At 65.4% G+C, this 24,926-nt stretch carries 25 protein-coding genes; 5 read left to right on the top strand and 20 right to left on the bottom strand.

Translation table 11 applies throughout. The features are described from left to right. Positions 1-3: 3 nt before the first annotated feature. A complete protein-coding gene (locus ACQP1O_RS19750; protein ID WP_433567224.1) occupies positions 4-1,239 on the bottom strand; it encodes an NAD(P)/FAD-dependent oxidoreductase in 1,236 nt (411 codons plus the stop codon). Between the two features lie 397 nt (positions 1,240-1,636). Between ACQP1O_RS19750 and ACQP1O_RS19745 the strand changes: the two genes are divergently transcribed. From ACQP1O_RS19745 to ACQP1O_RS19725, 5 genes are all read left to right on the top strand, one after another. Continuing rightward, positions 1,637-1,804, top strand: a complete 168-nt coding sequence (locus ACQP1O_RS19745) for a hypothetical protein (RefSeq protein ID WP_433567223.1) — start codon at positions 1,637-1,639, stop codon at positions 1,802-1,804. Between the two features lie 94 nt (positions 1,805-1,898). After that, complete coding sequence (locus ACQP1O_RS19740) at positions 1,899-2,444, top strand: TetR/AcrR family transcriptional regulator (protein WP_433567222.1); 546 nt, start codon at positions 1,899-1,901, stop codon at positions 2,442-2,444. Between the two features lie 97 nt (positions 2,445-2,541). Next, a complete protein-coding gene (locus tag ACQP1O_RS19735) occupies positions 2,542-3,687 on the top strand; it encodes a phosphotransferase (protein WP_433567221.1) in 1,146 nt (381 codons plus the stop codon). Between the two features lie 375 nt (positions 3,688-4,062). Continuing rightward, on the top strand, positions 4,063-4,608 hold the full coding sequence (locus tag ACQP1O_RS19730; protein ID WP_433567220.1) for a hypothetical protein: 546 nt from the start codon (positions 4,063-4,065) through the stop codon (positions 4,606-4,608). 405 nt (positions 4,609-5,013) lie between these two features. Continuing rightward, entirely contained in the window at positions 5,014-5,451 is a 438-nt protein-coding gene (locus ACQP1O_RS19725) for a nuclear transport factor 2 family protein (RefSeq protein ID WP_433567219.1), read from the top strand. 25 nt (positions 5,452-5,476) lie between these two features. Here the strand turns inward: ACQP1O_RS19725 and ACQP1O_RS19720 are convergent, their stop codons facing one another. From ACQP1O_RS19720 to ACQP1O_RS19630, 19 genes are all read right to left on the bottom strand, one after another. Then, positions 5,477-6,376 carry a maleylpyruvate isomerase N-terminal domain-containing protein gene (locus ACQP1O_RS19720; protein WP_433567218.1) on the bottom strand — a complete coding sequence of 300 codons (900 nt, stop codon included), beginning with the start codon at positions 6,374-6,376 and terminating at the stop codon, positions 5,477-5,479. 105 nt (positions 6,377-6,481) lie between these two features. Further along, the gene (locus ACQP1O_RS19715) at positions 6,482-7,789 is read right to left on the bottom strand and encodes a phytoene desaturase family protein (protein ID WP_433567217.1); all 1,308 of its coding nucleotides are present in this window, start codon (positions 7,787-7,789) and stop codon (positions 6,482-6,484) included. A 14-nt stretch (positions 7,790-7,803) separates the two neighbouring features. After that, positions 7,804-8,667 (bottom strand): SDR family oxidoreductase, encoded by an 864-nt coding sequence (locus ACQP1O_RS19710; RefSeq protein WP_433567216.1) that lies wholly within the window; start codon positions 8,665-8,667, stop codon positions 7,804-7,806. Between the two features lie 34 nt (positions 8,668-8,701). Next, positions 8,702-9,862 carry an acyl-CoA dehydrogenase family protein gene (locus tag ACQP1O_RS19705; RefSeq protein WP_433567215.1) on the bottom strand — a complete coding sequence of 387 codons (1,161 nt, stop codon included), beginning with the start codon at positions 9,860-9,862 and terminating at the stop codon, positions 8,702-8,704. A 9-nt stretch (positions 9,863-9,871) separates the two neighbouring features. Then, the gene (locus ACQP1O_RS19700) at positions 9,872-10,648 is read right to left on the bottom strand and encodes an enoyl-CoA hydratase/isomerase family protein (RefSeq protein WP_433567214.1); all 777 of its coding nucleotides are present in this window, start codon (positions 10,646-10,648) and stop codon (positions 9,872-9,874) included. An 89-nt stretch (positions 10,649-10,737) separates the two neighbouring features. Beyond that, positions 10,738-11,931 carry an acetyl-CoA acetyltransferase gene (locus tag ACQP1O_RS19695; RefSeq protein WP_433567213.1) on the bottom strand — a complete coding sequence of 398 codons (1,194 nt, stop codon included), beginning with the start codon at positions 11,929-11,931 and terminating at the stop codon, positions 10,738-10,740. Continuing rightward, positions 11,928-13,295: an OB-fold domain-containing protein gene (locus ACQP1O_RS19690; protein WP_433567212.1), complete on the bottom strand. Its 1,368-nt coding sequence runs from the start codon at positions 13,293-13,295 to the stop codon at positions 11,928-11,930. Before ACQP1O_RS19690 ends, ACQP1O_RS19695 begins: the two co-directional genes overlap by 4 nt. Continuing rightward, entirely contained in the window at positions 13,292-14,488 is a 1,197-nt protein-coding gene (locus ACQP1O_RS19685; RefSeq protein ID WP_433567211.1) for an acetyl-CoA C-acetyltransferase, read from the bottom strand. Before ACQP1O_RS19685 ends, ACQP1O_RS19690 begins: the two co-directional genes overlap by 4 nt. 68 nt (positions 14,489-14,556) lie before the next feature. Next, positions 14,557-15,807: an acetyl-CoA hydrolase/transferase family protein gene (locus ACQP1O_RS19680; RefSeq protein ID WP_433567210.1), complete on the bottom strand. Its 1,251-nt coding sequence runs from the start codon at positions 15,805-15,807 to the stop codon at positions 14,557-14,559. Position 15,808: 1 nt separating this feature from the next. After that, complete coding sequence (locus ACQP1O_RS19675; protein ID WP_433567209.1) at positions 15,809-16,051, bottom strand: hypothetical protein; 243 nt, start codon at positions 16,049-16,051, stop codon at positions 15,809-15,811. A gap of 11 nt (positions 16,052-16,062) precedes the next feature. Next, the gene (locus ACQP1O_RS19670) at positions 16,063-16,593 is read right to left on the bottom strand and encodes an aromatic-ring-hydroxylating dioxygenase subunit beta (protein ID WP_433567728.1); all 531 of its coding nucleotides are present in this window, start codon (positions 16,591-16,593) and stop codon (positions 16,063-16,065) included. A gap of 5 nt (positions 16,594-16,598) precedes the next feature. Then, entirely contained in the window at positions 16,599-17,831 is a 1,233-nt protein-coding gene (locus ACQP1O_RS19665; RefSeq protein ID WP_433567727.1) for an aromatic ring-hydroxylating oxygenase subunit alpha, read from the bottom strand. Positions 17,832-17,935: 104 nt separating this feature from the next. Next, the gene (locus ACQP1O_RS19660; RefSeq protein WP_433567208.1) at positions 17,936-19,642 is read right to left on the bottom strand and encodes a class I adenylate-forming enzyme family protein; all 1,707 of its coding nucleotides are present in this window, start codon (positions 19,640-19,642) and stop codon (positions 17,936-17,938) included. Between the two features lie 6 nt (positions 19,643-19,648). Continuing rightward, positions 19,649-21,274, bottom strand: coding sequence for a class I adenylate-forming enzyme family protein (locus ACQP1O_RS19655; RefSeq protein WP_433567207.1), 1,626 nt, complete (start codon positions 21,272-21,274; stop codon positions 19,649-19,651). A gap of 15 nt (positions 21,275-21,289) precedes the next feature. Beyond that, positions 21,290-22,072 (bottom strand): enoyl-CoA hydratase/isomerase family protein, encoded by a 783-nt coding sequence (locus tag ACQP1O_RS19650; protein ID WP_433567206.1) that lies wholly within the window; start codon positions 22,070-22,072, stop codon positions 21,290-21,292. A 2-nt stretch (positions 22,073-22,074) separates the two neighbouring features. Further along, positions 22,075-22,866 (bottom strand): enoyl-CoA hydratase/isomerase family protein, encoded by a 792-nt coding sequence (locus ACQP1O_RS19645; RefSeq protein WP_433567205.1) that lies wholly within the window; start codon positions 22,864-22,866, stop codon positions 22,075-22,077. After that, positions 22,863-23,633, bottom strand: coding sequence for an enoyl-CoA hydratase/isomerase family protein (locus ACQP1O_RS19640; RefSeq protein ID WP_433567204.1), 771 nt, complete (start codon positions 23,631-23,633; stop codon positions 22,863-22,865). Before ACQP1O_RS19640 ends, ACQP1O_RS19645 begins: the two co-directional genes overlap by 4 nt. Then, positions 23,630-24,370 (bottom strand): 3-oxoacyl-ACP reductase FabG, encoded by a 741-nt coding sequence (gene fabG, locus ACQP1O_RS19635; RefSeq protein ID WP_433567203.1) that lies wholly within the window; start codon positions 24,368-24,370, stop codon positions 23,630-23,632. The genes ACQP1O_RS19640 and fabG overlap by 4 nt, the downstream gene beginning before the upstream one ends. Next, a complete protein-coding gene (locus ACQP1O_RS19630; RefSeq protein WP_433567202.1) occupies positions 24,367-24,819 on the bottom strand; it encodes a MaoC family dehydratase in 453 nt (150 codons plus the stop codon). The genes fabG and ACQP1O_RS19630 overlap by 4 nt, the downstream gene beginning before the upstream one ends. Positions 24,820-24,926: the final 107 nt, after the last annotated feature.

Below are 24,926 nucleotides of genomic sequence, written 5' to 3'. Positions count from 1 at the left end.
GGGTCATGAACCCGATACCACCGCACTTCGGCGAGCGGCGAAGGCGAGGGCTTCCTCCCAGCTCGCCTTCTTCATCAGCAGGCCGCGATACTTCATGATCACGTTCTGGCCGTTGAGGGCGAGCACTCCGGCGAGACGGTCACCTTCGCGGTACAGCGCGATCCAGCGCCCGCCGGCGTCCGGGTCGCCCTCGACGACCTTGATTTCATCCGCGGTCGGCACGCCGGCGAACTGAATTCGGCTGTCGTACCAGTCGGACCAGAAGTAGGGAACGGTCTGGTAGGACTTTGCCGACGCGGGATCCAGCGCGTTGCGCGCGGCCAGAGCGCCCTGTTCGGCAGCGCTCGTCCAGTGTTCGAGGCGCATCAGCCGGTCGAACAACGGGTTGTGCCAGCGTGCAACGTCACCCGCGGCGTACACCCCGTCGACACCGGTCCACAGGGTCGAGTCACAGACCACCCCGTTGTCGATGGTGAGCCCGGAGCCCTCGAGCCAGCCGGTTGCCGGAATCGCGCCGATCCCCACCACGACCAGATCCGCTTCGATCGCCGTGCCATCACTCAACAGGACCCGCTCGACTCGGCCCTCGCCTTCCAGACCGGTCACACCGACGCCGCAACGCAGCGGAGTGCCGTTCCGCTCATGAAGGGCGGCGCACGCCTCGCCCATGCGCTCCCCCACCGCCCGTACCAGCGGCGTGGGCAGTGCCTCGAGAATGGTGACGTCCAGGCCGCGCTTGCGGGCGCCGGCGGCCACCTCCGAACCGATGAAGCCGGCACCGACGACGACCGTGCGCGCACCGGCATCCAGGGCCCGCCTGATCGCGATCGCGTCGTCGAGAGTCCGCAATGTGTGGACGCCACCCAAGCTCTCCCCACCGGGCAGCATTCGAGCGTCGGCGCCTGTCGCGATCACGAGTGCGTCGTAGGAGACTGCACGGTCACCGATCAGCACCTTCTTGCCTTCGACATCCAAACCCGTTGCGGGCGCGCCGAGTACGAGCTCGACGCCGAGTTCGTCCCGCAGGACATCCTCGGTCCGGAAGATCGTCGACGCCGGCCCCTCACCGTCTGGCAGCCGGTCCATGTAGGCCTTCGACAGCGGTGGACGGTCATAGGGCAGATGCTCCTCGGCACCGATGAGCGTGATCCCGCCCTCGAATCCCGCTTTGCGGGCAGCTTCCGCCGCCCGCAGCCCGGCGAGGGACGCTCCGACCACGACGAGATTCTTCTGGGACAACTTGCTCACCTTCCCGCTCGATCAGTCTTTAATCGAGATTAAATTAGATTACGCGCACCCGTCAACAAGAGCACAGCAACCCAGACCTCGTCGGAACCGACTGCCGGCCGGTTCCGCCGGCGCATCCTCGATCCACGACGCTGATGGAGTCAGCTTCAGACGGGCCGCCCGACACGCTCGTGCGCCGGGCGGCACACCTGTCAGATCAGCTTCAGACCCAGAGCGTCAACTTCAGATCCCGGAGCGGCGGGTCATCAACCGCCGCAAGTTCGGTATCGGAGCGCACACCAGACCTCCCGCAGAGGAATTCGCGGAACCTCATCTTCGCGGCGACCCCGCCGTCTCCGCCCGCGAATCCAGGTGCGATCGAGCTCGCCGGGCATCGCCGCAGCACGGCGTGCCGTGGTCGTCGAACGGCGTCCTCGAGCAAGCCGTCATCGGCCCGCACGGACCGAGCGGGTTCACCGGCTACACCGACGGTGCGCAGCAAGTCGTGCCGGAGAGCCTCGACGAGGACCTCCTCACAGGGTTCGGCGAAACAGGGCCGATGAACACCCTGGCCTAGACTCTGCTCGGTGACGAGGTTATCGAATCGAAGTTCGAAAGACGCGTCCGCCGCGAAGACGGCGAGCGGCAGGGGCCGCCGACGCCGCGCCGAGGTGCTCGACGCACTGACCGAACTGTTGCAGGCACATCGCTTGACCGACATCGAAGTACAGGACATCGCACGGCAAGCAGGCATCAGCCGCTCGAACTTCTATTTCTATTTCCCGACGAAAGGCGCGGCGGTCGCGGCGCTGATCTCGGACATCCAGCACAACCTCCGAGCCGTCGCGGTGGACTGGTACGGCCGGAACGATCTGCCCGACGACGAGCGGATCGTCCGCGGGATGCGCGCGACCATCGAGTACTGGCGCGCGCATGCCCGACTCATCGCCGCAATGTTCGAGGCGGTCAACGAGGATGCCGAGGTCCGCCAGGCGTGGCAGGAAACGCTCGACGAGCTCGCCGCGGGCGCGAGTGAACGCATCGCCCGCGACAACACCCAGTTCAGCGGTTTCCAGCCTCCCACCCTGGCCGCAGTACTCGTGGACATGACCGCACGGGCAATGGAGCGCGACGTCACCTCGATCGTCGACACGGGCCGGCCGCTTCCCGAGATCGAAGCGGCGTTGGTTCATGTGTGGCTGACCAGCACCACCTGAACGCGAAAAGTTCGACGCGCGTCAAATTTTTTCTATACAAGAGTAAAAACTGTCGCTACGCTCGGTGTGACCCCAACCACGAACGCGAGGTTTCCTGATGCGTGCCACACTCTCCGCGACCAAAGACATACTCCTCGGCCTCTCGCCCTGGGTGCCCAGTCAGTCCGGCTACGGACTCGATTCCCTGACAACCCAGGAGTTGACAGCAGCGCTGGCAGGCGGCACGCCCGGGGCAAGGATCGAGTCCCTGCGAGTCGAGATCGACTCACGCGGCACGACCGACCGGGCACGACTGCACCTGACCTGGAACGAGGCGGGCCGCAGTGCCGGGTTGCCCGCGTCGGCGTTCGCGAAGGGCACCTCCAGCCAGCTGGCCCCACGGATCATCGTCTCCGGATTCGGCTGCCACACTTACGAATCGCGCTTCTTCACCCAGATCCAGCCGAGCGTGTCGGACCTGACCATCGCGCCGTTCATCAGCCGCGCCGGGATCGGCGGGCGCTATGTGATCGCGTTCGAAGACCTCGCCCTCCGCGGCGATGTGACCTTCTACAACGCCGACGACGAAGCATCCAAGGAACACGCCGAAGCCGTCATCGACCTGCTCGCCACCCTGCACGGGCGCTTCTGGCGATCCCCGCGGTTCCAGACCGATCTGTCCTGGCTCGAAACCTATTCCCGCAGGCCGGGATACCCGTTCATGCAGCGCTTCTTCAGCTGGAGCGAGAAGCGCTTCATGAAGCAGGATCGCGTGGTGCCCGAGCCCGTCCGACGCCTCACCAAGAACTATGTGCAGAATCAGCCGGCGCTGGTCAAGGTCTGGGAGTCGATGCCGCAGACCCTCTGCCACGGCGATTGCCACCTCGGCAACACCTTCTCCAATCCCGACGGCACCGCGGGCATCTACGACTGGCAGGTCTTCCACAAGATGAACGGCCTGCGCGACTTCGCGTACTTCATGATGCACTCGATCCCGACCGACCTGCGCCGCGCGGAGGAGCACAACCTGCTCCGCCGTTACCTGCACGGTCTGGCGGAGGCCGGCGCGGGCAGTGAGGTGCCGGGATTCGACGAGGCCTTCGATACCTACCGCCTCCTCACCGTCGACGGCTGGATCGCGATCGTCTTCACCCTCGCGGCCGGAAGTATGCAGCCCGACGACCGCATGGAAGTCACCGCGAAGCGCGCCATCAACACGCTGATGGACCTCGACGTCGAGAAGGCCCTGACGGCCGCGTTGTAACAGCTCACACCACGGCCGGACCAGCCGGGTGCCGAACGGGCGTCAACCTTGCTCGGGTGCCGCCGGAGCAGGGTTGACACCCTCGCGAACTTAATTTAATTTTGATTTAAGTCACATTCGTCGGGATGCGGTCCGAGAAAGAGTCGCCTGTGCGCTGCCTGGGCCCGACCCTCGCCCCCAGGAGCTCCCATGTTCACCGATGCGAAGCAACGTATCCTCAACGCGTGTTCGATCGCCGGACTGGTGACATTGGTTGTCGCTCTGGTCGGTTGGCTGATCGCCGGCGTACTCCCACTCCCGTTGGGGCCGTCGCACAGCACACAGCACGTGGTCGATTTCTACTCCGACGGCGGCACCGTGCGGATGATCGGTTTCGTGATCGCCCAGCTGGGAATCGCCTTCACGATTCCGCTCGTCGCCCTGATTACGATCCACCTGCTCCGCGTGGAGGGCCGAATCCCGATCTTGGCGTTCGTGCAGATGGTCGCCGGCACTGTGGCGGCGATGCTACTCATCCTTCCGATGATGCTGTTCGCGATCATCGCATTCCGCCCGCATGCCCTCGAACCGTCAACGGTCCGCTTCCTCAATGATCTGGCCTGGTTGCTGTTCCTGACACCGATCGCACCGTTCATGATTCAGAACATCTCGATCGGTGTCTGCATTCTCTCCAACCGGCAGACAGTCTTTCCGCGGTGGGTCGGGTATGCCAACTTCTGGATCGCACTGTCCTTCGTCCCGGATATCCTGGCCTACTTCTTCTACTCGGGTCCGCTCGCATGGAACGGTGTGCTGATCTTCTGGCTGGCCCTGACGACATACGCGATCTTCCTGGTGGTGATGTCGTTGACGACGATGCGCGCCAACCGCACGCTGGCGGCCCCTCCCGCGGCTGCGGTTCCGGAGGCAGCGCAGGTATGACAACTTCCCAGGCCCCGGATCGAGCATTTGGTCCACGCTTCCCGATCCCTGGCCCCGAGCCTTCGAATGGATCGAGCGCACCCCCGCCGGCGAAGTGACTTCCTTTCGGCGGCAAGCGTGTTGGCGGCCTGCCTGGTTCATCGACATCCACACCGAGGGCGGGCACCTCGGCCACCCCGACCTCCGTTGTCAGCGCGAAGAGAACCTGCCCTGGGTAAGCGGATCGTCGGTCGAGCGCGAGTACCGCATCATGCGTGTGCTGCAGGACGGCGTGAAAGTCGCTCGGGTGTACGGATTCTGCCCTGATCCCGAGGGCATTCTCATGGTGACCGTTCCCGGTCTCGACAGGATCGCATCAGCTGGACTTCGGCGGTTTCCACAATCGGAACACCTTTGGAGGCAATCGTGACGACACTTCATCCGACAGACGCGGGATTCGCTCAGGCGTACTCGCACGCATGGACGACAGATCCCGAAGGATTGCTGCAATTCTTCGCCGTCGACGGGCGATACACCGACATTGCGATGGATGCAACCTATGTCGGGCACCACTCGATCGGCAGGTTCCATCGCCACATGCTCAGATTCGCGCCAGACTCCGCGATCGTGTTCGGCAGCACCTTCGCGGCGGAGGGCAGGCTCTACTCCGAATGGGTGTGGAGCGGAACATTTTCCGGTGCCCTTCGGTTGCGTTCGGGCCAGCTGGTCGACGCCGCGGGGACTCATTTCACGGTCCCAGGCGTCGCAGTGTGCACCTACGACTCGGACGGCCTTCTCACGACCCACCGAGACTTCTGGGACCTTTGCACCGTCTTGAGCCAAGCGTCGGTCAGGATCGGTTGAGATCGAATCAACTCGGGGTCGTGGTTCACACCACGTTCACGCTGTCGAGGAATCGGGCGGCATAGTTCTCGTCGCCGCTGATTCGCACACTTCGATCACGCCATGCTGCACGGCTGGTCGCCCATTCGGGGAATTCGTCGACCTGTCCTTCCACCGTGGCGGCAGCCGCGCCACGGGCACAACCTGCGGTCACTGCGCCGCCGGGGTGGACGCGCCAGATTCCGCCACCCGATCCGTTCAGCACGATATCGAGTGGGTAGGCGAGCCAATCGTTTTCGGCAGACCTGAGCTGATTGCTGAGCACCGCGAACATCCATTCGACGACGCCGGCCATCCGGACCGGATCAGTCGGTGGAACCGTCCGGCCCAACGCCGGGGCGATGTCGAACCGCAGGTGGATGTGGTGATCGAAGAGCATGGCGCCGGGTAGTAACAGCCCGGCCGGAAATCGGCCGAGTTCGGCCAGAGGCAACCGCATTCGCTTGACAGGGGTGCGTGCCAACAGCGCAGACCCGGTCGCCAGGTACCGGCTCCAACGCTCGTACTCGGCAAGGACGCGTGCCGACGACCACTCGCGCCGTCGGATGACGAAAACCTCGTTCGTTCGTTCCACGTCGGCGCTACGCATGAATGTCACCACCGCCGGGCCGAACACCGCCCGGCAGCCCGAGCCCATATGCGCGACGACGTCGTGCACTCGCCAGCCTGCCGCCCGGCTCTGGGTTCGCCACTCTGCGTCGTCGAGGTCCTTGCAGAGGCTAACGACTTCGGCACGCTCGCGGCGGAACGCTGACACCCGTTCGGATGCCTTCATCGTCGTGGTCCTTCCGCCGACCATATTCACCATAGATCTGTTTCCCCAGGCCGATCGATCGACAGCGCGTAAAGACGAATAGGCCGCGGGCGCACGGATCACCCCGCCCACGGCCTATCCGGTTGCCGCGATCGAATCCTGGTGATTCACACGATCACGGCCGTCTCGGTGCGCTCATCTGCCGGGTCACGGAGCAGGTGAACGCGTCGAGTCGAGTTATGACGTCGCGACCGGGAACTGGTCGCGGATCTTGTCGACGACGATCTTGGCGGTCTCGGCGCAGGCGGTCGTGCCGCCGTTCGCGTACTCCTTGACCGCATCACCCACGTTCCACAGATTCTGGATCGGGGTGTCGTGCGGCAGGTCGTAGCCGGCGACCGCGCGCTGCGGCGGCCAGCCGTCGCGGGTGACATTGATCGACAGGATGCGGGCCTCGTCGAAGCCGGGCACCTCGTCACGCAGATCCTGCAGCAGCAGCTGGGTTTCGGATTCCTCGTCGAAATCGCCGACGGCAGGCTTCGGCACCGCGGTGCCCTGGTAGAGGTGCCAGCCTTCGGGAGCCATTTCCGGGCAGAGCGCGGTGAAATTCGCGATGTAGCACAGGCGACGGCTCTGGGCGAAGCTGGTCAGGCCGGGAGCCTTGACGAGCGGACGCCGGCTGGCGAAGTTCACCGAGATCATTCCGCACGGACGATTGGCCTCGTCCACCTGCGCAACGTAGTCGGCGGGCAGATTGTCCCGGCCCACCAGGTCCAGGGTGGCGAACGGGCCGATGTTGCTGACGGTGAAACGGCTTGTGACTTCGATAGTTTCGCCGCCACGGGAAATGACCGCACCGGTGATCCGGCCCTCGGTCATCGACAGCGAGGTGACCTCGCTGTCGAGCCACACGGCGCCGCCATTGCTCTCGACCACTTCGGCGAGCGACTTCCACACACCGATGGTGCCCTCAGGACAGAAACCGAACTTCTTGAACGCGCTCTTGCGCGTGAAGTAGGTCAGGAACACCCGCGCGGGCAGTTCCTCGGAACCGACGGCGAAGACCGATCCGCACATGTTGCGGAAGATGCCGTGCACCGACTCGTTCTTGGTGTACTTGGCCACCCAGTCGGCGGTGGACAGTTCGCCCTCGGGCAGGCCGCTGTCATTGCGGGCGGCCCCGAGTCCCTGGACCAGCTTGGCGCCCTGGCGGGTGAGTTTGGACAGCAGGAAACCCCAGCCACCGCCGGTCACGTCGACATCCTTGCCGCCGATGCGGTAGAGGATGGGCGGCTGTGGCTTGCGGATGTCGAACTTGGCGCCGACCTCGTCGAAGGTCTCCTCGGTGATGCCGCCGAGTTCGATGACGATGGCGCCGTTGTTCACCTTGAAGCCGTCGATGTCATCGGTGGAAGCCCGGCCGCCGACCTTGTCCAGGCGCTCGACGACGAGCGTTTTGTAGCCCAGGTGCGACAACCGCGCGGCCGTGAACAACCCGCCAGCGCCCGCACCGATCACCAATGCGTCCCAATTGTTTTCGGTCATGATCAGTCCTCGATTCAGCCGAGCGGATTCGCGCCGGGCTCAGCGTCCGACATATCGGTGATGTGGTTCCACTGCGCCGCGACCTCGTCGATGCTCGGTGGAGTCGCGAACACCGCTCCCTTGTTCTGGAACTGCTGCACGCGGTAGACCTGTCCACCGCCGGCGACGATAACCGTTGCGGTGTCCGAGCATTCGTCGCTCATCAGGTAGCCGACCACACCCGCCACATGGGCAGGCGGAAGCTTGTCGAGCATCTCCTTGGGAGCGATGTCCTCGGTCATGCGGGTGGCCGCGAGCGGCGCGATCGCATTGGCGAGGATGTTGTTCCGAGCGCCCTCGATCGCGAGGGTGTTGATCAGACCGACGAGGCCGAGTTTCGCCGCGCCGTAGTTCGCCTGGCCGAAATTTCCGAAGAGGCCACTGGTGGACGCCGCGACGACGATGCGGCCGTGGTTCTGTTCGCGGAAGTACGGCCAGGCGGCGCGGGTGACGTGGTAGCCGCCCCAGAGGTGGACCCGCTGCACCGATTCCCAGTTGTCGGCTGTCATCTTCGCAAACGAGCCGTCGCGCAGGATTCCGGCGTTGTGGATGACGCCGTGGACGGTTCCGAAGTTGTCGACGGCGGTCTTGATCAGGGCGGCCGCGCCTTCCTCGGTGGCGATGTTGTCGTAGTTGGCGACCGCGGTGCCGCCGGCGTCGCGAATCTCCTGGACCACGGTGTCGGCCATGGCGGTGCCGGAACCGGAACCGTCTCGGGCGCCACCGAGGTCGTTCACCACGACCAGGGCGCCCTCTTTGGCAAGCAACAGTGCGTATTCGCGGCCGAGACCGCCACCGGCGCCGGTGACGACGATGACGCGATCGGTTACTCCGGGCATTAGTGTTGTCTCCCTTGACTTTACAGAGTTGATGTCAGTACGACGCAGGCAGCTTCAGGCTGGTCTGCGCGACGAAGTTGAGGACCATCTCGCGGCTCACGGGCGCGGTCTTCAGCAGACGCGCCGAGAACCAGAGCTCGGCCAGGCCGTACTCGAGCGAAAGACCGTTGCCGCCATGGGTCTGGATCGCCTGGTCGAGCGCTTTCAGGGACGCGTCCGCCGCCGCGAACTTGGCGATATTGGCCGCTTCCGCCGCGGGCAGTCCGGCGTCGAACAGCTCCGCGGCCCGATAGGCCGCCATTCGGGCGAGTTCGACCGCGATGTGCGCCTCGGCGAGAGGGTGTGAAATCCCTTGGTGCGCACCGATCGGAGTCGACCAGACCTTGCGGTTCCGGGCGTAGGACACGGCCTTGGTGATCGCGTAGCGGCCGATACCGGTGCTGATGCCGGAAGCGAGGATACGTTCGGGGTTCAGACCCGCGAAAACCTGCCGCAGGCCGTTGCCCGCGGTGCCGATCAACGCTTCTGGACCGACCCGGACCTCGTCGAAGAAGACGGTGAATTGGTGGTCGGGTGAGACGACCGCGGTCGGCAGCGGCTGCAGCGTCACTCCGGCCGCGTCGGTCGGCACGACGAACATCGACAGCGGCGATCGTGAGGTGCCGACGAACTCCGGGTCGCGGGTGATGAGCAGAATCGCTTCGCACTCGTCGATGGCGGAGATGAAGTACTTGCCGCCGGAGATGATCCAGTCGTCGCCGTCGCGACGTGCGGTGGTGCTGACATTGTGGCTATTGGAGCCGGCGTCGGGTTCGGTCAGGCCGAAGGCCATCTTCCGGCTGCCGTCGGCCAGGCCGGGCAGCCATTCGGTCTTCATCTGCTCGGAGCCGTGCGCGGCGAGGATCGAACCGCAGATGGCCGGCGAGACCACCGCGAGCAGCAGCGGAAAGCCGTGCGCGGCCAGCTCTTCGATGACGATGAGCATCTCCGACAGGCCGGCACCACCGCCGCCGTACGCTTCGGGCAGATGCACCCCGAGCAGGCCGGCCTGACCGAGCTCACGCCACAGCTCGTCGACCTTGGCCCCCGATCGGGACCGCTCCAGGAAGTACTCCTGACCGTATTTGGCGGCGAGCTTGCCGACGCTTTCGCGCAGCAGCGCCCGTTCGTCGGTGTCGATAATGAAGGCGGACAACGGTTTATCTCACTTTCCGGTGAAGGTCGGCTGCTGTTTGGCGAGGAAGCTCTCGATGGCGCCGGTCGCATCAGCCGTGCGGGCGACGCGCCGGAGCGCCTCCGTCTCCTCCGACAGCGCGTGGTCGAGGGTGTTGGTCCAAGAGTTGTGCAGCAGCCTGCGCATCTCGCCGTAGCCGCGGGTGGCCCCCGCGGCCAGACGTCGGACCGTCGCCTCCGCTTCGGCCTCGAGCTTGGGCGCGGGAACGACGCGATTGATCAGGCCCCACTCGGCGGCTGTTCCGGCGTCGATGACCCGGTCCTCGAACAGCATTTCGCTGGCTCGCCGGATGCCGATGAACTTCGGTAGATACCAGGTATTTCCGGAGTCGGCCGTGATGCCGATACGTCCGAAACCGGCGGCGAACTTGGTGCCGGCCGCGGCGATCGTGATGTCGGCGGGGTAGAGGAACCCCAGCGCGCCACCCGCACAGGCACCGTGCACAGCCGTGACGATCGGAACCTCGACCCGCGCGAGTAACCGAATCGCCTCGTGCATGGGCAGCGCCATTCGCGTCAGCGTGTCGGGCAGATCTGCCGCGCCGTCCGAGAACGCGCCGATATCTCCACCGACGCTGAAGACGGGACCGTTTCCGGTGATCAGAACCGCGCGCAGCCGATCGTCATTGGAGATCCAGGTGGCCAGCTCGAGCAGCGCCTCCCCCATCGCCTTGTCGAGGGCATTGCGGGCATCGGGCCGATCCAGCTTGACGTACGCGATGTTGTCCACGACCTGGTACGAGATCACCGTTGCACCTCCTTTTAGAATTTAATGTAAATTAGGAAATGAGCTCGGGTCAAGCCCCGGCCGCCATCGCGGTCGAACATCTCGTCGTTTCAGTCCCGCTCGGACCCGACAACCGCGACGAACGAAACGCAGGCACCCGGGCGGCCACCAAGGTTGTGTGTGAGAGCTACCCGCGGATCCGAGATCTGGCGCTCTCCTGCCTCGCGGCGGAACTGCAGCCAGCATTCATAGAGCATCCGCAGCCCACTTGCTCCGACCGGATGCCCGAAGGACTTCAGACCACCGTCAGGATTGACGGGCAGTCGGCCATCGAGGTCGAAATCGCCTGCGATGCTGTCCTTCCACGCCTGTCCGCGGTCGGTGAATCCGAGATCCTCCATGAGCACGAGCTCCGTGGGTGTGAAGCAGTCATGTACCTCGGCGAAGGAAACCTGAGTGCGGGGGTCGGTGATGCCGGCCTGGGCGTACGCGTCCTTCGCACTGGCCACTACCTCGGGGAAGGTCGTGAAGTCGTAGTCCGGATCCACCGCACCACGCCCGGGCCCTGCGGTGAGCGAGAGCCCTTTCACGTACAGAGGGGTATCGGTGTAGTCCAGGGCATCCTCGGCGCGGACGATCACCGCGCAGGCTGCACCGTCGGAAACACCGGAACAATCGAAAATGCCCAGGCGTCCCGCGACGAGCGGCGCGCCTGCGATCTTCGCCTTCGCCACCTCGGATCGAAACTGCGCCTTGGGATTCAGCGCGCCATTGTGATGGTTCTTCCACGCAACGTGGGTCATGGCCTCCCGCATGAGTGCCGGATCGACGTCATACTTCGCGCAATAGGCCGGATCGAGCAGCGAGAAAGCGGCCGGCGCGGTCAACGACAGCTCCGAGGCCGTGCCGTCGCTGGGCGGGTCGCCGCGGAGGAGTCCGGAGAATCCCGAGTCCTTGAGTTTCTCCACGCCGATGGCGACCACCCGATCGTAGGCCCCCGACGCGACGGCATAGCAGGCATTCCGGAAGGCCTCGGACCCGCTCGCGCAGTAGTTCTCCACCCGGGTAACCGGGGTGTGCTGCAGCCCGAGCGGCTTGCTCGCCGTCAGACCGCTTTGGCCGGTACCCAGAGTGCCGAGCCAATACGCGTCGATATCAGCGCGGTCCAGCCTGTCGTTGCCGTCGAAGCAGTCGGCCATGGCCTCGAGCAACAGGTCATCGGCAGAGCTCTCCCAACGCTCACCGAAGCGAGTGCAGCCCATACCGACGATTGCGACCTTGTCGCGTATTCCGTTGCTGCTCATAGTAGTTGCGCCTTCCAGAAGTAGTTGTGCACGCCCGCCGCGCTGTGCAGGCGGCGGAAGGTCATCCGCACGCGTGAACCCACGGCCAGCCGGTCCGAACCTCCGTCGGCGACCTCGAACGCGTATCGGCCACCGGCATCGAAATCGACCACCGCGTCCACCACGGGCGGGGCGGGCGAGTACGCCAAGCGATCGACCGTGAACGTCGTGACGACTCCTTCACTGCGTGCCAGTGACACTTCGCTCATCGCGTCGATCGCACTACAGCGCTTACAGACTCGCGCCGGCGGCAGGTGAACCATCTCGCACGAACCACAGACGCTGCCGGTGAGTGCGAATTTCCATCCGGTAGTGCGAGCCGACGGTGGGCCGGCCACGCGATCGGGCTCCGGCCGACGTGGCGGTTCACGATCGAGCAGGCCACGCCACGTCAGGTAGGTCGGGTAAGGCACGGACGATCCGTGCTCCAGTTGCGCGGCAACCGAAATCGGCTGTCTCGCGTGCGAGATGCGTTCGGTAGCCCGCAGTACGAGAGCATCGCAGCCATCGGCTGCCGAGATCACGAGTATGGTCTCGTCCGGCTCGGCCTCGTCGAGAACCGCGGCCAGGGCCAGTCCGACATCGGAGGTGCCCGCGTGACCGATGGGCGAGTTCCTGGTGGTCAGTTTCCCCGCAACAGCTTTCGAGACGCGCTTCGCGAGAGTGACGTTGGGCGAGACCAGCACGACATGGTCCGCTTCGGTCAATTCCGCGGACGCCAAAGCCTTCGCGGCAGCTTTGCGAACGAGTGGCTGGTACTGCTCGATACCGAAGCGTTCTTCCCACTGCTCACCCGTCGCTGACCTCGGGTCGCGCCAGCGGTCGAGGAACTCCGCGGTCAAGGAAGATCGAGCAATGATCTCCGCGATGGGATCACCACCGAAGACGAAGGCGGCCGCGCCGTCTCCCCCATTGCGCTCATCCGACGACCCGGGGCGGCCGACGCGCATATCCGCCAGGACGGCGAGCCCACCCGCGTTCGCCGCGGCCAGGAGGGCCGCAATGCCGCTGCGAGCGGAACCGGCCAGGTCCACAGCCAGCATGTCCGGACGCAGCCCCAGGGCCGCGTGAACGGCCGTCGCGTTCGCCTTGTCGGCATAGGCCGGGGTCGTGGTCGCGAAGTACAACCCGTTGGGCGCGACGCCCGGGCCGAGCGCGGCCACCGCAGCCGCGACGCCCATGGTCGTACTGTCCTCGTCGAAGGACGCAGCGACACGAACCCCTCTGCCCGCGTTGATATTCAACGTGCTGCCGATCTCGGCGAGCGAGATGCGGTGAGCGGGGAGATATGTGCCGTAGGCGGTGATTCCGAACTGTGTCATCATGCTGCCTCGAAAAGTGCCGCCATGCCCTGACCGCCGCCGATGCACATCGATTCCAACGCGTATCGACCACCGCGCCTGCGCAATTCGTGCAGCATGGTGGTGAGGATGCGGACACCCGTGGCGCCGATGGGATGGCCGAGTGAGATGCCTGAGCCATTGACATTGAGTCTGTCGTGATCGTCGAATCCCCAGCCCTTCAGCACGGCAAGGACTTGGACGGCGAACGCCTCGTTCAGCTCCACCAGATCGATGTCGTCGAATGTACGGCCTGTGCGTCGGAAGAGTTTCTCGACTGCCGGGACCGGCCCGATGCCCATCTCTGCGGGTTCGCAGCCGGTGGCGGTCCAGTCGACGAGGAATCCGAGAGGCTCGAGCCCGAGTTCGTCCAGCTTGTCCTCGGCGACGACCAGGCAAGCCGAAGCCGCATCGTTCTGCTGACTCGAATTGCCGGCGGTCACTGTGCCGTCCGACATCAGAGTGCGCAGTCGCGCCAGAGATTCGGGACTCGAATCAGCACGAATGCCTTCGTCACGGCCGAACTCGATCGGGTCGCCCTTGCGCTGCGGCACCGGTACCGCCACCACTTCGTCGGCGAACTTGCCGGATTCCCATGCGGCGGCGGCCTTCCGGTGGCTCTGAGCGGCGAATTCGTCGGCCGCAGCACGGGTAATGGAGTACCGCTGCGCCAGATTCTCAGCGGTCTCGATCATACCGCTGATGGGACCGAAGCGCTCGATCGGCTGCGAGCGTTCCCGGCCCCGATCCAGGCGATCGTAGAAGGCAACATTGCCCGAGCGCGAGCCCCACCGCATGTCCTGGGTGTAGTACTCGATATTGCTCATGCTCTCGACGCCACCGGCGAGCACCACCTCGGCGGCACCGGTTTGCACCATCATGGCCGCGGTCACGACAGCTTGCAGGCCCCCGCCACAACGCCGGTCGGTCTGAAAACCGGGAACCTCGATGGGCAATCCCGCCGCGAGCGCGGCCCAGCGCCCGATGCACGGCGCTTCGGAGTTCGCGTAGGACTGGGCAAAGGACACATCGTCGATCCGGGCCGGGTCGACACCGGAGCGCTCGACGACGGCCTTGATGATGTGGGTGGCCAGGTCTTCGGCCGGAACCGGCCGCAGCGTACCGCCGAAGGTACCGACGGGTGTTCGCAGCGGGCTGACGATCGCCGCTCTCTTCATGATCTCACCTCAATGCTGACTTTCACTGTGCCGCCGCCGGCGCATGCCGTACGGCGTTTCCGAGAGGTTCACCACCGGCTCGCTACCGCGCGAAGCATTTCGCGGTGGTCAGGGTGGGCGATTGCGAGCATCCGTTCCCGCCGTTCCGGCAGCGGCAACCCACGCAGGTCCGCGATACCGAACTCGGTGACGACGATTCCGGCATCGCTGCGCGCGATACTCACCGGCCCGGACAGCCGGTCCACGATCCGGCTGCGTGAGCCGGCGGTCGAGGGAAGGGCGATGATCGGCAGCCCGCCGTCCGACCGGGCTGCCGCCCTGAGGAACTCGCCACCGCCGCCGACCGCGCCGACGTAGCGCCCGCCCGCCACCTCGGCGTTGACCTGGCCCGTCAGATCGACCTCGATGGCGGAGTTGATCGCCACGAAACGATGTTGTGCGGCAAGACGTTCCGGATCGTGGGTATAGCCGATCGGCCGGAGCGACACGGCGCTGTTGCCGTGCGCGTACTCGAACAGCTTGCGAGTACCGATCAGCACCGCCGCCACGGAGACCCCGCGGTCGGTGGTCTTGCGGGAATTGGTCACCACGCCCTTGTCGATCAGATCGACTGCGGCATCGCTGAGAATGCCCGAGTGAATACCGAGGTCATTGCGCACGCCGAGCGCGCCGAGCACCGCCTCGGGCACCGATCCGATCCCGAATTGCAGCGTGGCTCCGTCGGGAACGATGCTCGCGACGTGCGCACCGATGGCCGACATCTCGGGAGTCGGTGGCGCCGCCTGGCTCTCGGCAACGGGCCGGGAGGTCCGGATCAAGATGTCGATGTCACTGTGACTCAGATGCCGGGCGCCGGGTGTGGCCGGCACCTGATCGTTCACCTCCGCGACGACGACCCGGGCGCCGTCGAGCGCAGCGGTCAGATAGTCGTCGGCCAATCCGAGGCTGTATCGCCCCCGCTCATCGGGAGGCGCGCACTGCACCAGCACCACGTCGGCGCGTGACACGAGATCCGGCAGGGTCGAGTAATGACCGGGGTATATCTCGAGGACACCGGCGGCGGCCAGCGCCCGATTACTGCCGGTTCCGCAGTAGCTGACGAACCGGATGTGGTCTGCGTGTTCGGGTTTCACGGTCGGGGCCGCGGAAATACCGATGAAGCAGGTGATGCCGCCGAGATCTGCTCGTTGGTCGAGCAGACGCTCGGTCAGCGTCACCGGCTCCGCGCACGACTGCCCCCAGACCACGAAGTCGCCGGGACGAACGATGTCGCCGAAGTCCAGGTCCGGTGCGGATACCACCCGCGGTGCGGCCGACATGTCAGTCCTCCCGCCAGCGGTCGGCGGACGGATCGAGCAGGCGTTCCATGTGCCCCTCGGTGAGCCACACGATCGTCTCCAGCTCGAGGGCGTCCAGGAAACGGACGCGGCCGGACTTCAGGTCTTCCAGCCGCAACCGCGGACCATTCGCGGTGTCGTCGATGCCGACTCGGACCTGAGCGAATTCACTGTGCACGACACCGCATTCACGACCGGTGCCGCTGTTCGATCCTGGCCTGTCCATGTCCTGGCCTCTCAGATCAGGAAGCCCATGCTGGGCACGGCTTCCGCGCTGTTGACGAGCATCACCGTCTTGCGCACCAGCTTCAGTTCGGTGCCCACCCGGCGCAGTACATAGGTGTAGCGCCCGGCCCAGGTGTGGATCCCTCGTGGCTTCGATTCGTAGAGCACGAAATTGGCGCCCACCGTGAGGTCGTCACCCTCGAGGCCCAGCAGTTCGACGTTCGAGATCGTGCGGCGCAGATTCGACGGCGGCGACTGCGCATACCGTTTGCCGGTCCGCAACTGCTGCAGCCGCGTGGAGATCCGGCGCCGGTTGTCGTACATGATCGACACATGTCGTTCGGGGTCGTAACCCCCGCCGTCGACGGGAACCCAATAGAGCGCGTCGTCGGTCCACAGCTCCTCCCACGAGTCGTAATCGTGCTCGTCGGCGAAGCGAGCCTCGCGATAGATGAACTGCTCGAGCTCACGCAGGTCGGTTTCGGGCCCACCCGTCGCCCGGCCACCACCCCTCACGGAATCGCTCCGCGATGCGGTATTCATGGTCATCACGCCTCCATCAGGCTCTTGTAGTGCTGCCAGAAGGCACGCATCGCGGTTTCGTCGGTGGCCCCGCCGATGCGGAACCCGTTGTCGTCCACCGATTCCCGGACCACGCCGCGGCGCAGGTCGAGCCATTCCGGCAGCAACTGCGCCACACCCACCTGATTGCGTTCGTACATCTCGGTGTCATCGGCCAGCAGCATGCCCGCGGGGCCGACCGATCCGATGGACTGCGACAGCATGCGCTTGTTGAGCTCGTCGGCGCCGTCGAGCTGCACCGAGGTGGAGAACTGGATGCATTCGGTGGCCGAGATCGGCTGGATGTTGAACACCTGGATCTCGGCGATGAACAGGTTGGGGAAGATCATGACGTGGGGTGCACCCTCGATCATGATCTGCTCGGCCGCTTCGCCGTGCACCTCCCGCATCGTGGCGACGTACTCCGGCACCCGGTCGGCGGTGGTGCCGAACCAGCGCATCGGCTCGGCGAACTTGCGGAATTCCGGCCGCAGATCGTTCTCACTGTGCCCATTGCCGAGCGCGCGGGTGACCGCGGTGGAGGCATCGCTGTAGAGCGGGCCGATGGTGGAACCGGTCACCGAGAAGATCGAACCGTGCACGAACTGCGGGTGGTAGCCATCGGTTTCGTTCTCCGCCAGCAGCTTCCAGTTGGCGTGCGTACGGTGCCGCAGCCACCCGTTGTCCAGGCGAACGTTGCCCGTCGGCGAGAGTCGGGCCAACCGGTCGATCTCGCCGGCGGCCGCGCCCAGGTGCTCCAGTAGCGGCGGCACGTCGGCATTGAAGCTGCCGAACACGAAACCGCGGTAACTCTCGACCCGTGGCACCACGCCCAGACCGAGATTCAGCTTGTTCTTGCCGCCGTAGCCCTTGTTGTAGGGGTAGCCGAGCATGTCACCGGTATTGCTGTAGGTCCAGCCGTGATACGGGCAGCGGAAAGAGCTCGAATTACCGCGTGGTTCATCGCAGACCAGGTTTCCGCGGTGTGCGCACCTGTTCGTCACGAGGTGCACCTCACCCGCGCGGTCGCGGGTCATGATGATGTCCTGTGGGCCGATCTGCTTCCGCACGTAGTCGTTCGGCTGCGGTACCTCGGATTCGTGGCCGACGAACACCCAGCCGCCGTACCAGATTCGCTCGAGTTCGTCGGCGAAGACGGCCGGATCGGTGTAGAGGGACCCGTGTACCCGCTCGGGCTGAATGAGCCGCGAGTATTCCACTCGCGGGGCCTGTTCGGCGATCGGGCCGGATTCGCAGGCCGCGCCCGGCTCGCAGATCGAATGATCGCCCGGCTCGCGCGCGGCGTCCGGGGGCGTCGTAACCGTCATTTCTGTTGCTCCAATCGTGCTTTGGCGTAGTTCACCAAGCGGAATTTCTGCACCTTCCCCGTAGGAGTGGTGGGCAATTCGTCTGCTTTGAGGAATACGACGTGTTTGGGAACCTTGAATCGGGCCAGGGTCGCTTTGCAGATCCCGATGATCTGTTCGGCCGATATCTCGGAGTCGGGTGCCCGGACGATGCAGGCACACCCCGCCTCGCCCCACCGCTCGTCGGGGACGCCGATCAGATACGCCTGGCTGATCTCCGGGCGGGCGGTGAGCAGTTCCTCGATCTCCTTGGGCATCACCAGTTCTCCGCCGCTCTTGTAGAGCTCCTTGCTCCGGCCGGTGACCTCCAGGTAGCCGTCGGGCCGCACACGCCCCAGATCGCCGGAGAAGATCCACTCGTCGCGCAGGCCCTTGGCGGTCTCCTCCGGCTTTCCCCAGAATCCGAGCATGCGCGTCGGGCCACGCGAGACGAGCTCGCCCTCGGCTCCATCGGGCAGGGGCGCCGCGGAGATCGGATCCACCGTGCGGTAGGCCACCAGGGCTCCATCGTCGATTCCGGCTACTCCGGCCGCTTTCGGGCGCCCGACGGTGGTCGCGGTGAGTTCCAGTGAGTCTTCGGGACGCGTCATGGTCATTGCGCCACCGCATTCCGTCATGCCGTAGCCGGTGACGATCTCGGAGGCGCCCAGCTCCTCGCGCACGCGCTCCCACAGCCAGACCGGTGCGGGAGCGGCCCCGGACAGGATCGCGGAGAGCGACGAGAGATCGAAGCGATGCCGGTCGGGATGCTCCAGCAGCGCCACCGTCATGGTCGGAACGCACAGGATGTCGTTCGCCCGATGCTTCTCGATTCCGGCGAGGTATCTTCCGGCGTCGAAGGCCGGCAGCATGATCACCGCACCGCCCACCATCATGGCTGCGATCAGCCCCTCGACATAGCCGAACATGTGATAGCAGGGCAGCGAGAACAGGATTCGTCGACCGTCGCCGAAGGCGCGGGTGAGCGCGGACGCATATCCGGTGCGCAGGACGGCGTCATGGGTGATGAGTACGCCCTTGGGCGAGCCGGTGGTGCCGGAGGTGTATAGGATGTCGCCGACCTCCGCCGGGTCCACCGAGATATCCGCGGCTGCGGCTCGGTGGCGGTCTCCGAGCATGGCCAGCTCGTCGACGGTGAGTACTCCCGCGCGTTTTCTTCCGTCGGTCGGCAGCTGGATGACCGTGTGCAGCTGAGGCAGTCGCGAGTAGTCGCGCTCGAGCGACTCCCAACCGGGAGCGATCTCATCGAGCATCGCGAGGTAGTCGAGCCCCGCGAACCCGGTCATGGTCACGAGGACCCGGCATTCGGATTGACCGAGCACATAGGCGAGTTCCTCTGCGCGGTAGAGAAAGTTCAGCGGCACCGCGACAACGCCGGCCAGAGCGATTGCGAATTTCACGGGTGCGAACTCCGGGAAGTTCGCCATCAGCACGCCGACGTGGTCTCCGGGCCGGACACCGAGAGTCACCAGGCCATCGGCGAGTCGGGTCGCCAGTTCCGCGGTCTCGCGATAGGTCAGCGTGCGTGTGTCGGTGATGACCAGCGGTCGGTCGCCGAACTCGTCGGCGCACCGGAGCAGCCATTCCCCCAACGGACGTGGCTCCCAGACCGGGAACCGCTCGGCCAGTCGTTCTCTCCGGATATCGAAGTCGTTGTTGCTCATCGCATTTCACTCGATCTCATCGACAGAGCCGTCGAGGATCGCCTCGCGCAGCCGGAATTTCTGAACCTTGCCCGACGGGGTAACGGGAAGGGTGTCGGCGACGAACCAGCGCCGCGGTGTCTTGAACGGGGCAAGCGTCGTACCGAGTTGCTCTTTCACCGACGCGATGAGATCGGAGCGACGCTCGCCGCGGACCACCAAGACGGCGGCCACGGTCTCACCCCACTTCTCGTGTGGTAGACCCACAACGGCTGCCTGCTGAACCGAATCATGTTCGATCAGACGCGATTCCACCTCCGCGGGAGCGATGTTCTCGCCGCCGCTGATGATCATGTCCTTGAGCCGTCCGGTCACGGTGACGTAGCCGCGGCTGTCCATGGAACCGAGATCACCGGTGTGAACCCAGCCTTGCTCGTCCACCGCGACCGCCGTCGCCGTCGGATCTCGGTAGTACTCGATCATCTGCTGATAGCCGCGGGCGCAGATCTCTCCGGTCACCCCGAGGGGGGCGATTCCGAGTCCACCGGGACCTGCGATCTTCACCTCGACCTGCGGGATGGGGCGCCCGACGGTACGCAGTTGGTCGGTGAGCGAATCATGTTTGCGCGTGAGCGTGATGACCGGTGCAAGTTCGGTCTGGCCGAACAGGTTGTGGACCGCCGCGCCGAACACCCGGGCCGCATCTTCGATCATCACCTGCGGCACGTTGGCCGCTCCGCCGATGACGGTGGTGAATTTCGGTGCGGCGGGGGAATTTCCGCGCGTCGTCTCCAGCAGCGCACCGAGAATCGTCGGGACGTAGAACAACACCTCGGCGTTCTCGTCGGCCGACCATCGCAGCACCCGTTCGGGGACGAAGGTCTCCACGAGCAGCACCGTGCCGGCCATCCACGCCGGCCCGAGGGTGGCGATCACGCAGGCGGCGGTATGGAACATCGGCAGCGGATTCACGAAGACGGATCCGTCGGGAATATCAGCGGCTGCCATGGTCATTCGCGCAACGTTGACCAGCGATCGGTGGCGCAACAGTACCGCTTTGGGATTGCCCGTCGTGCCCGACGTGTATTGCAGCATCGCCGGATCGTCCGGATCGACCTCGGGCAGGTCGGTATCCGATGCGCTCGCCTGCCACCGTATGGTCTCCGACAGACTGATCCGATGCCGCACCCCGGGAACGCGGTCGACCGCCGCAGCCGCGACCGCCGCCATGTCGTAGCCGCGATGCGCGTCCGCGTGGATGAGCACGGCCGCTCGGGAGTGCTCGAGCGTGTAGACCAATTCGCCTTCCCGGAAGGCTGGATTCAGCGCCACGAGTACCCGGCCCGCCAGCGCGGCGCCGAACTCGATGATGGGCCATTCGACGACATTCGGCGCCCACAGGGCCACGAACTCGCCGTGCTCGGTGAGCTCGGTCAACGCGACCGCGACGGCACGCGCGGCTTCGTAGAGCTCTCCGTAAGTGAGGCGGCGGAGGTCGGCTGCCCCGTGCGGGGTGCCGACCAGAGCCGGTGTGTCGGAATAGTTCCGGGCTCGTTCAGCAAGGAGGGAGCCGACAGTGTGATCCGAGAGCGGGAGAGCGTCGTCCGCCGCCCAATAGGATTCACTGAGGTTGCGATCAGCCACGGCTGTCATAGGCATGCGCTTCCGCTATTTCCCGCGAAATACGGGGGTTCTCTTCTCATGGAACGCCGAGACGCCCTCGGCGAAATCTTCGGAGTCGAACAGCTCGACCTGATTGTCGACTTCGTTGTCCAGCACCGTCATCGGATCGCGTGGCCAGCGCGCGAACATCTGCTTCAGTGCGGCGACCGCCAGGGGTGGCGCGAGGGCCATGCGCTCGGCGTCGGCCAGTGCCGATTCCAACGCTGTGCCCGGTGCCACGACCGCATCGACCAAGCGGATCTCGGCCGCTTCTGTCCCGGTCAACCGGGTCGGCAGGAGCATGAGTTCTCGCGCTTTGGCCATCCCGACGCGCGCCGGGAGCGAGGAGAAAATCCCCATGTCCCCGGCCAGACCGACCCCGGTGAACGCGGTACTGAACACCGCGTCCGTCGCGGCCACGACCCGATCGCAAGCGAGTGCCAGCGACACTCCCGCTCCGAAGGCCGCGCCCTCCACTGCCGCGACGACCGGCTTGCCGCCCTGCCAGATGGCGCGAACGACGCGCTGCGCGGCCTCCGCGCGAGGACGGGCCTCGGCCTCGTCCATGCGGCGCATGGTCGAGATGTCACCCCCTGCACAGAATCCCGCGCCGGCGCCGGTCAGGACGATAACCCGGACGCTGGTGTCGGCCATGGCTTCTTCGAGTCGTTCGGCCAGTGCGTAGCGCAGCGGCAGATCGATGGCGTTGCGTCGCTCCGGGCGATTGAGGGTAATGATCCGAATCGCGCCGCGATCCTCGGCCAGCACCGGTGATTCATTGCTGGACATCACTATTCACCTCGGAACTTCGGTTCGCGGCGTTCGATGACGGCAGCCAGTCCTTCCCTGGAGTCCGCGGTGCCCGACAACTCGGAGACCGTCCTGGCCTCCTCGGGCAGTCGGTCCGCCAGCGTGGCACCCACTCCGCCCCACAGCAGGCGCTTGGTCGCGCCGATCGCCTTCGGTGCCGTCGTAATGAATCGGCGTGCGTAGGCGAGTGATTCGGCTTCCAGATCGGCTGCGGGAACCACGCTGGTCAGCAGTCCGATCTCGAGTGCTTCGGCGGCGTCGAGGATCGGGTTGGTCAGCAGGATGTGCATGGCTTTGCGCAGACCGACCAGCTGAGTCAGCGTCACCGACACTCCCGCGTCGGGAGCCATGCCGACGCGCACCGCACCCGACATGAACTTCGCCGTGTCTGCTGCGATCACGAAATCCGCGGAACAGACCAACCCGAAACCGCCACCGCCGGCCGCGAACCCGTGGACCGCGGCGATGACAGGCACATTCAGCTGCGTGAGAGCCGCAGTGGCAATCTGCAACCACGCCGTGGCCTCACGCAGGTAGTCCGGCAACTGCTCGCCCTTGGATGCGAACACCTTCACATTGCCGCCCGCGCAGAAGTTCTTACCCGCACCGGATAACAGCACCGCCCGAATTCGAGGGTCACCGTGGATGCGCATGATCGCGGCGTGCAATGCCTGGAGGAACGGCACGTCCAGGCCGTTCGAGGTCTCCGGGCTGTTCAACAGCAAACGGGCGACACCGTCATCGTCGACGTCGACACGAACGAGATCGCTCATCGGCTACTCCCTTTGGTGAACGAGCCGATGCCGTTGGCCGCCGACCGCCCGGCAAGATGATCGAGCACCGTCTCGAACTCGAGGCTCAGCCCCTCGGCCAGTGGAATACCCGAGCCGCGATTGACGAGCTGTTTGCTCTTGGCGAGCGCGGCGGGGTCCTTGGCGGCCAGTTGCCGCGCGAACGACTGCACCTCGGCATCGAATTCGGTGGCGCGATACTTCCGGTAGGCCAGCCCCCAGGACACCGCGTCGTCGGCGGTGAGCCGGTCACCGGTCAGGATGTGAGCCAGAGCGCGTTGCCGTCCGACCAGTCGTGGGAGGCGCTGGGTGCTGCCGCCGCCAGGGACCTGTCCATATCGTGAATGGATGTCGGCGAGCACCGCGTTCTCGTGAACGAGCACGATATCGGCGGCCTGAGCGAGTTCGAACCCGCCGGCGGTGGCGTAGCCTTCCACCGCGCAGATCACGGGTACCGGCAGCTCGGCAATGGCGTCGCACGCGGCCCGGAAGTTGGCGAACAGCGGGGCCATGGCGTCCCGGCCTTCTTCGCGTAGGCGTTCCAGTTCGTGGAAATCGCCTCCGGCGCAGAAGTTCCCACCGCTCCCGCGAATGACGATCGCCTTCGCGCGTGCGGCCGCCTCGATGAGCGAGACATGCAGTCGCGCGCCCAATTCGACGGTGATGGCATTCATCCGGTCGGGCCGATTCAGGGTCAGGGTGGCGACGTCGTCGGCTACCTCGACGAGCACTACGTCGGATTCGGTCACATCAACCGCCCTCCCCCGACCTCGAGCACCGCCCCGGTCATGTAGCTGGACAGCTCGGACGCGAGAAACAATGCGGCACCGGCCACTTCGCCCGGCTCTCCGGCGCGCTTCATCGGAATGGCCGCTTCGCGTTCGGCGAAGACTTCGGCAGGCATGGCCTCGGTCATCGCCGTGCGAACGAGCCCGGGCTGGATCGCATTGACGCGAACGTTCTTGTGCGCCAGCTCCTTCGCCGCCGCCTTGGTCATTCCGACGATGCCGGCCTTCGCGGCGCTGTAGTTGGTCTGCCCCGGATTGCCGGACTTCCCCGACAGCGAGGACAAGTTGATGATCGACCCGTGCCCGGTGTCCCGCATGACGGCCGACGCGGCCTTCAGCCCGAGCCAGGTCCCGCGCAGGTGAACGGCGATAACGGTGTCGAAGTCGGCCACCGTCATCTTGCGCAACGATGCGTCCCGGGTGACTCCGGCATTGTTGACGAACACATCGAGTCCACCTGCCCAGCGGACGGTTTCATCCACCAGCCCCTGCACCGAGTCCTCGTCGGTCACGTCGCAGCCGATGCCGATGGCACCGGTACCGATTGCTTCGGCCGCGGCTCGGGCGCCGTCCGCGTTCAGATCCGCCAGAACAACGCGAGCTCCGTGCTCGTGGAACAGCCGCGCGACGGCCAGCCCGATGCCTCCGGCCGCGCCGGTGACGACTGCCGTCTTCCCGCTCAGCAATTCGCCGGTCATGCGATGAACCGCGCGATCGACTCGGCGACACAGGCCGGCTTGGCCGAGCCTTCCACCTCGATGGTGGTGGTCATCTGAGCCTGGATCCCACCGGGGACCTGATCAACGGTGTCGATCGTCGTCGTCGCGCGAACCCGCGAGTCGACCGGTACCGGCGAGATGAACCGCACCTTGCCGAACCCGTAGTTCACTGCCATGGACAGCTTTTCGATGGTGTAGAGCTGGTGATTGAGCACCGGCAGCAGCGACAGGGTCAGCAACCCGTGCGCGATGGTGCCCTGGAACGGGCCGTCCGCCGCGCGTTCCGGATCGACGTGGATCCACTGGTGATCACCGGTCGCATCCGCGAAGGTGTCGATCCGCTTCTGATCGATCTCGAGCCACTCGGTGGTCCCCAGGGACGTCCCCGCAGCGGCGGCGAACTCCTCGATGGTGGCGAAAACTCGCACGTCAGCTCTCCTCACTAGACTTTGAATTTAATATAGATTTGAATGAAGGATAGGTCAATCCTGCACATCCCCGGAGCCGAGGCAGGACCGGGGCAGAGGCAACGATC

This window comes from Nocardia sp. CA-151230, from assembly GCF_050942175.1.
GTDB lineage: Bacteria > Actinomycetota > Actinomycetes > Mycobacteriales > Mycobacteriaceae > Nocardia.
The sequence above is the reverse complement of the archived record's forward strand: the minus strand, read 5'-3'. Positions and strand labels throughout refer to the sequence as shown.

Bases quoted from the DNA above. Each gene is read 5' to 3' on its own strand.
- ACQP1O_RS19670 (WP_433567728.1), bottom strand. From the start codon at position 16,593: ATGAATACCGCATCGCGGAGCGATTCCGTGAGGGGTGGTGGCCGGGCG.
- ACQP1O_RS19650 (WP_433567206.1), bottom strand. From the start codon at position 22,072: ATGTCCAGCAATGAATCACCGGTGCTGGCCGAGGATCGCGGCGCGATT.
- ACQP1O_RS19715 (WP_433567217.1), bottom strand. From the start codon at position 7,789: ATGACCGAAAACAATTGGGACGCATTGGTGATCGGTGCGGGCGCTGGC.
- ACQP1O_RS19680 (WP_433567210.1), bottom strand. From the start codon at position 15,807: ATGTCGGCCGCACCGCGGGTGGTATCCGCACCGGACCTGGACTTCGGC.
- ACQP1O_RS19675 (WP_433567209.1), bottom strand. From the start codon at position 16,051: ATGGACAGGCCAGGATCGAACAGCGGCACCGGTCGTGAATGCGGTGTC.
- ACQP1O_RS19695 (WP_433567213.1), bottom strand. From the start codon at position 11,931: ATGAGCAGCAACGGAATACGCGACAAGGTCGCAATCGTCGGTATGGGC.
- ACQP1O_RS19735 (WP_433567221.1), top strand. From the start codon at position 2,542: ATGCGTGCCACACTCTCCGCGACCAAAGACATACTCCTCGGCCTCTCG.
- fabG (WP_433567203.1), bottom strand. From the start codon at position 24,370: ATGACCGGCGAATTGCTGAGCGGGAAGACGGCAGTCGTCACCGGCGCG.
- ACQP1O_RS19660 (WP_433567208.1), bottom strand. From the start codon at position 19,642: ATGAGCAACAACGACTTCGATATCCGGAGAGAACGACTGGCCGAGCGG.
- ACQP1O_RS19710 (WP_433567216.1), bottom strand. From the start codon at position 8,667: ATGCCCGGAGTAACCGATCGCGTCATCGTCGTCACCGGCGCCGGTGGC.
- ACQP1O_RS19690 (WP_433567212.1), bottom strand. From the start codon at position 13,295: ATGATGACACAGTTCGGAATCACCGCCTACGGCACATATCTCCCCGCT.
- ACQP1O_RS19645 (WP_433567205.1), bottom strand. From the start codon at position 22,866: ATGAGCGATCTCGTTCGTGTCGACGTCGACGATGACGGTGTCGCCCGT.
- ACQP1O_RS19685 (WP_433567211.1), bottom strand. From the start codon at position 14,488: ATGAAGAGAGCGGCGATCGTCAGCCCGCTGCGAACACCCGTCGGTACC.
- ACQP1O_RS19655 (WP_433567207.1), bottom strand. From the start codon at position 21,274: ATGACAGCCGTGGCTGATCGCAACCTCAGTGAATCCTATTGGGCGGCG.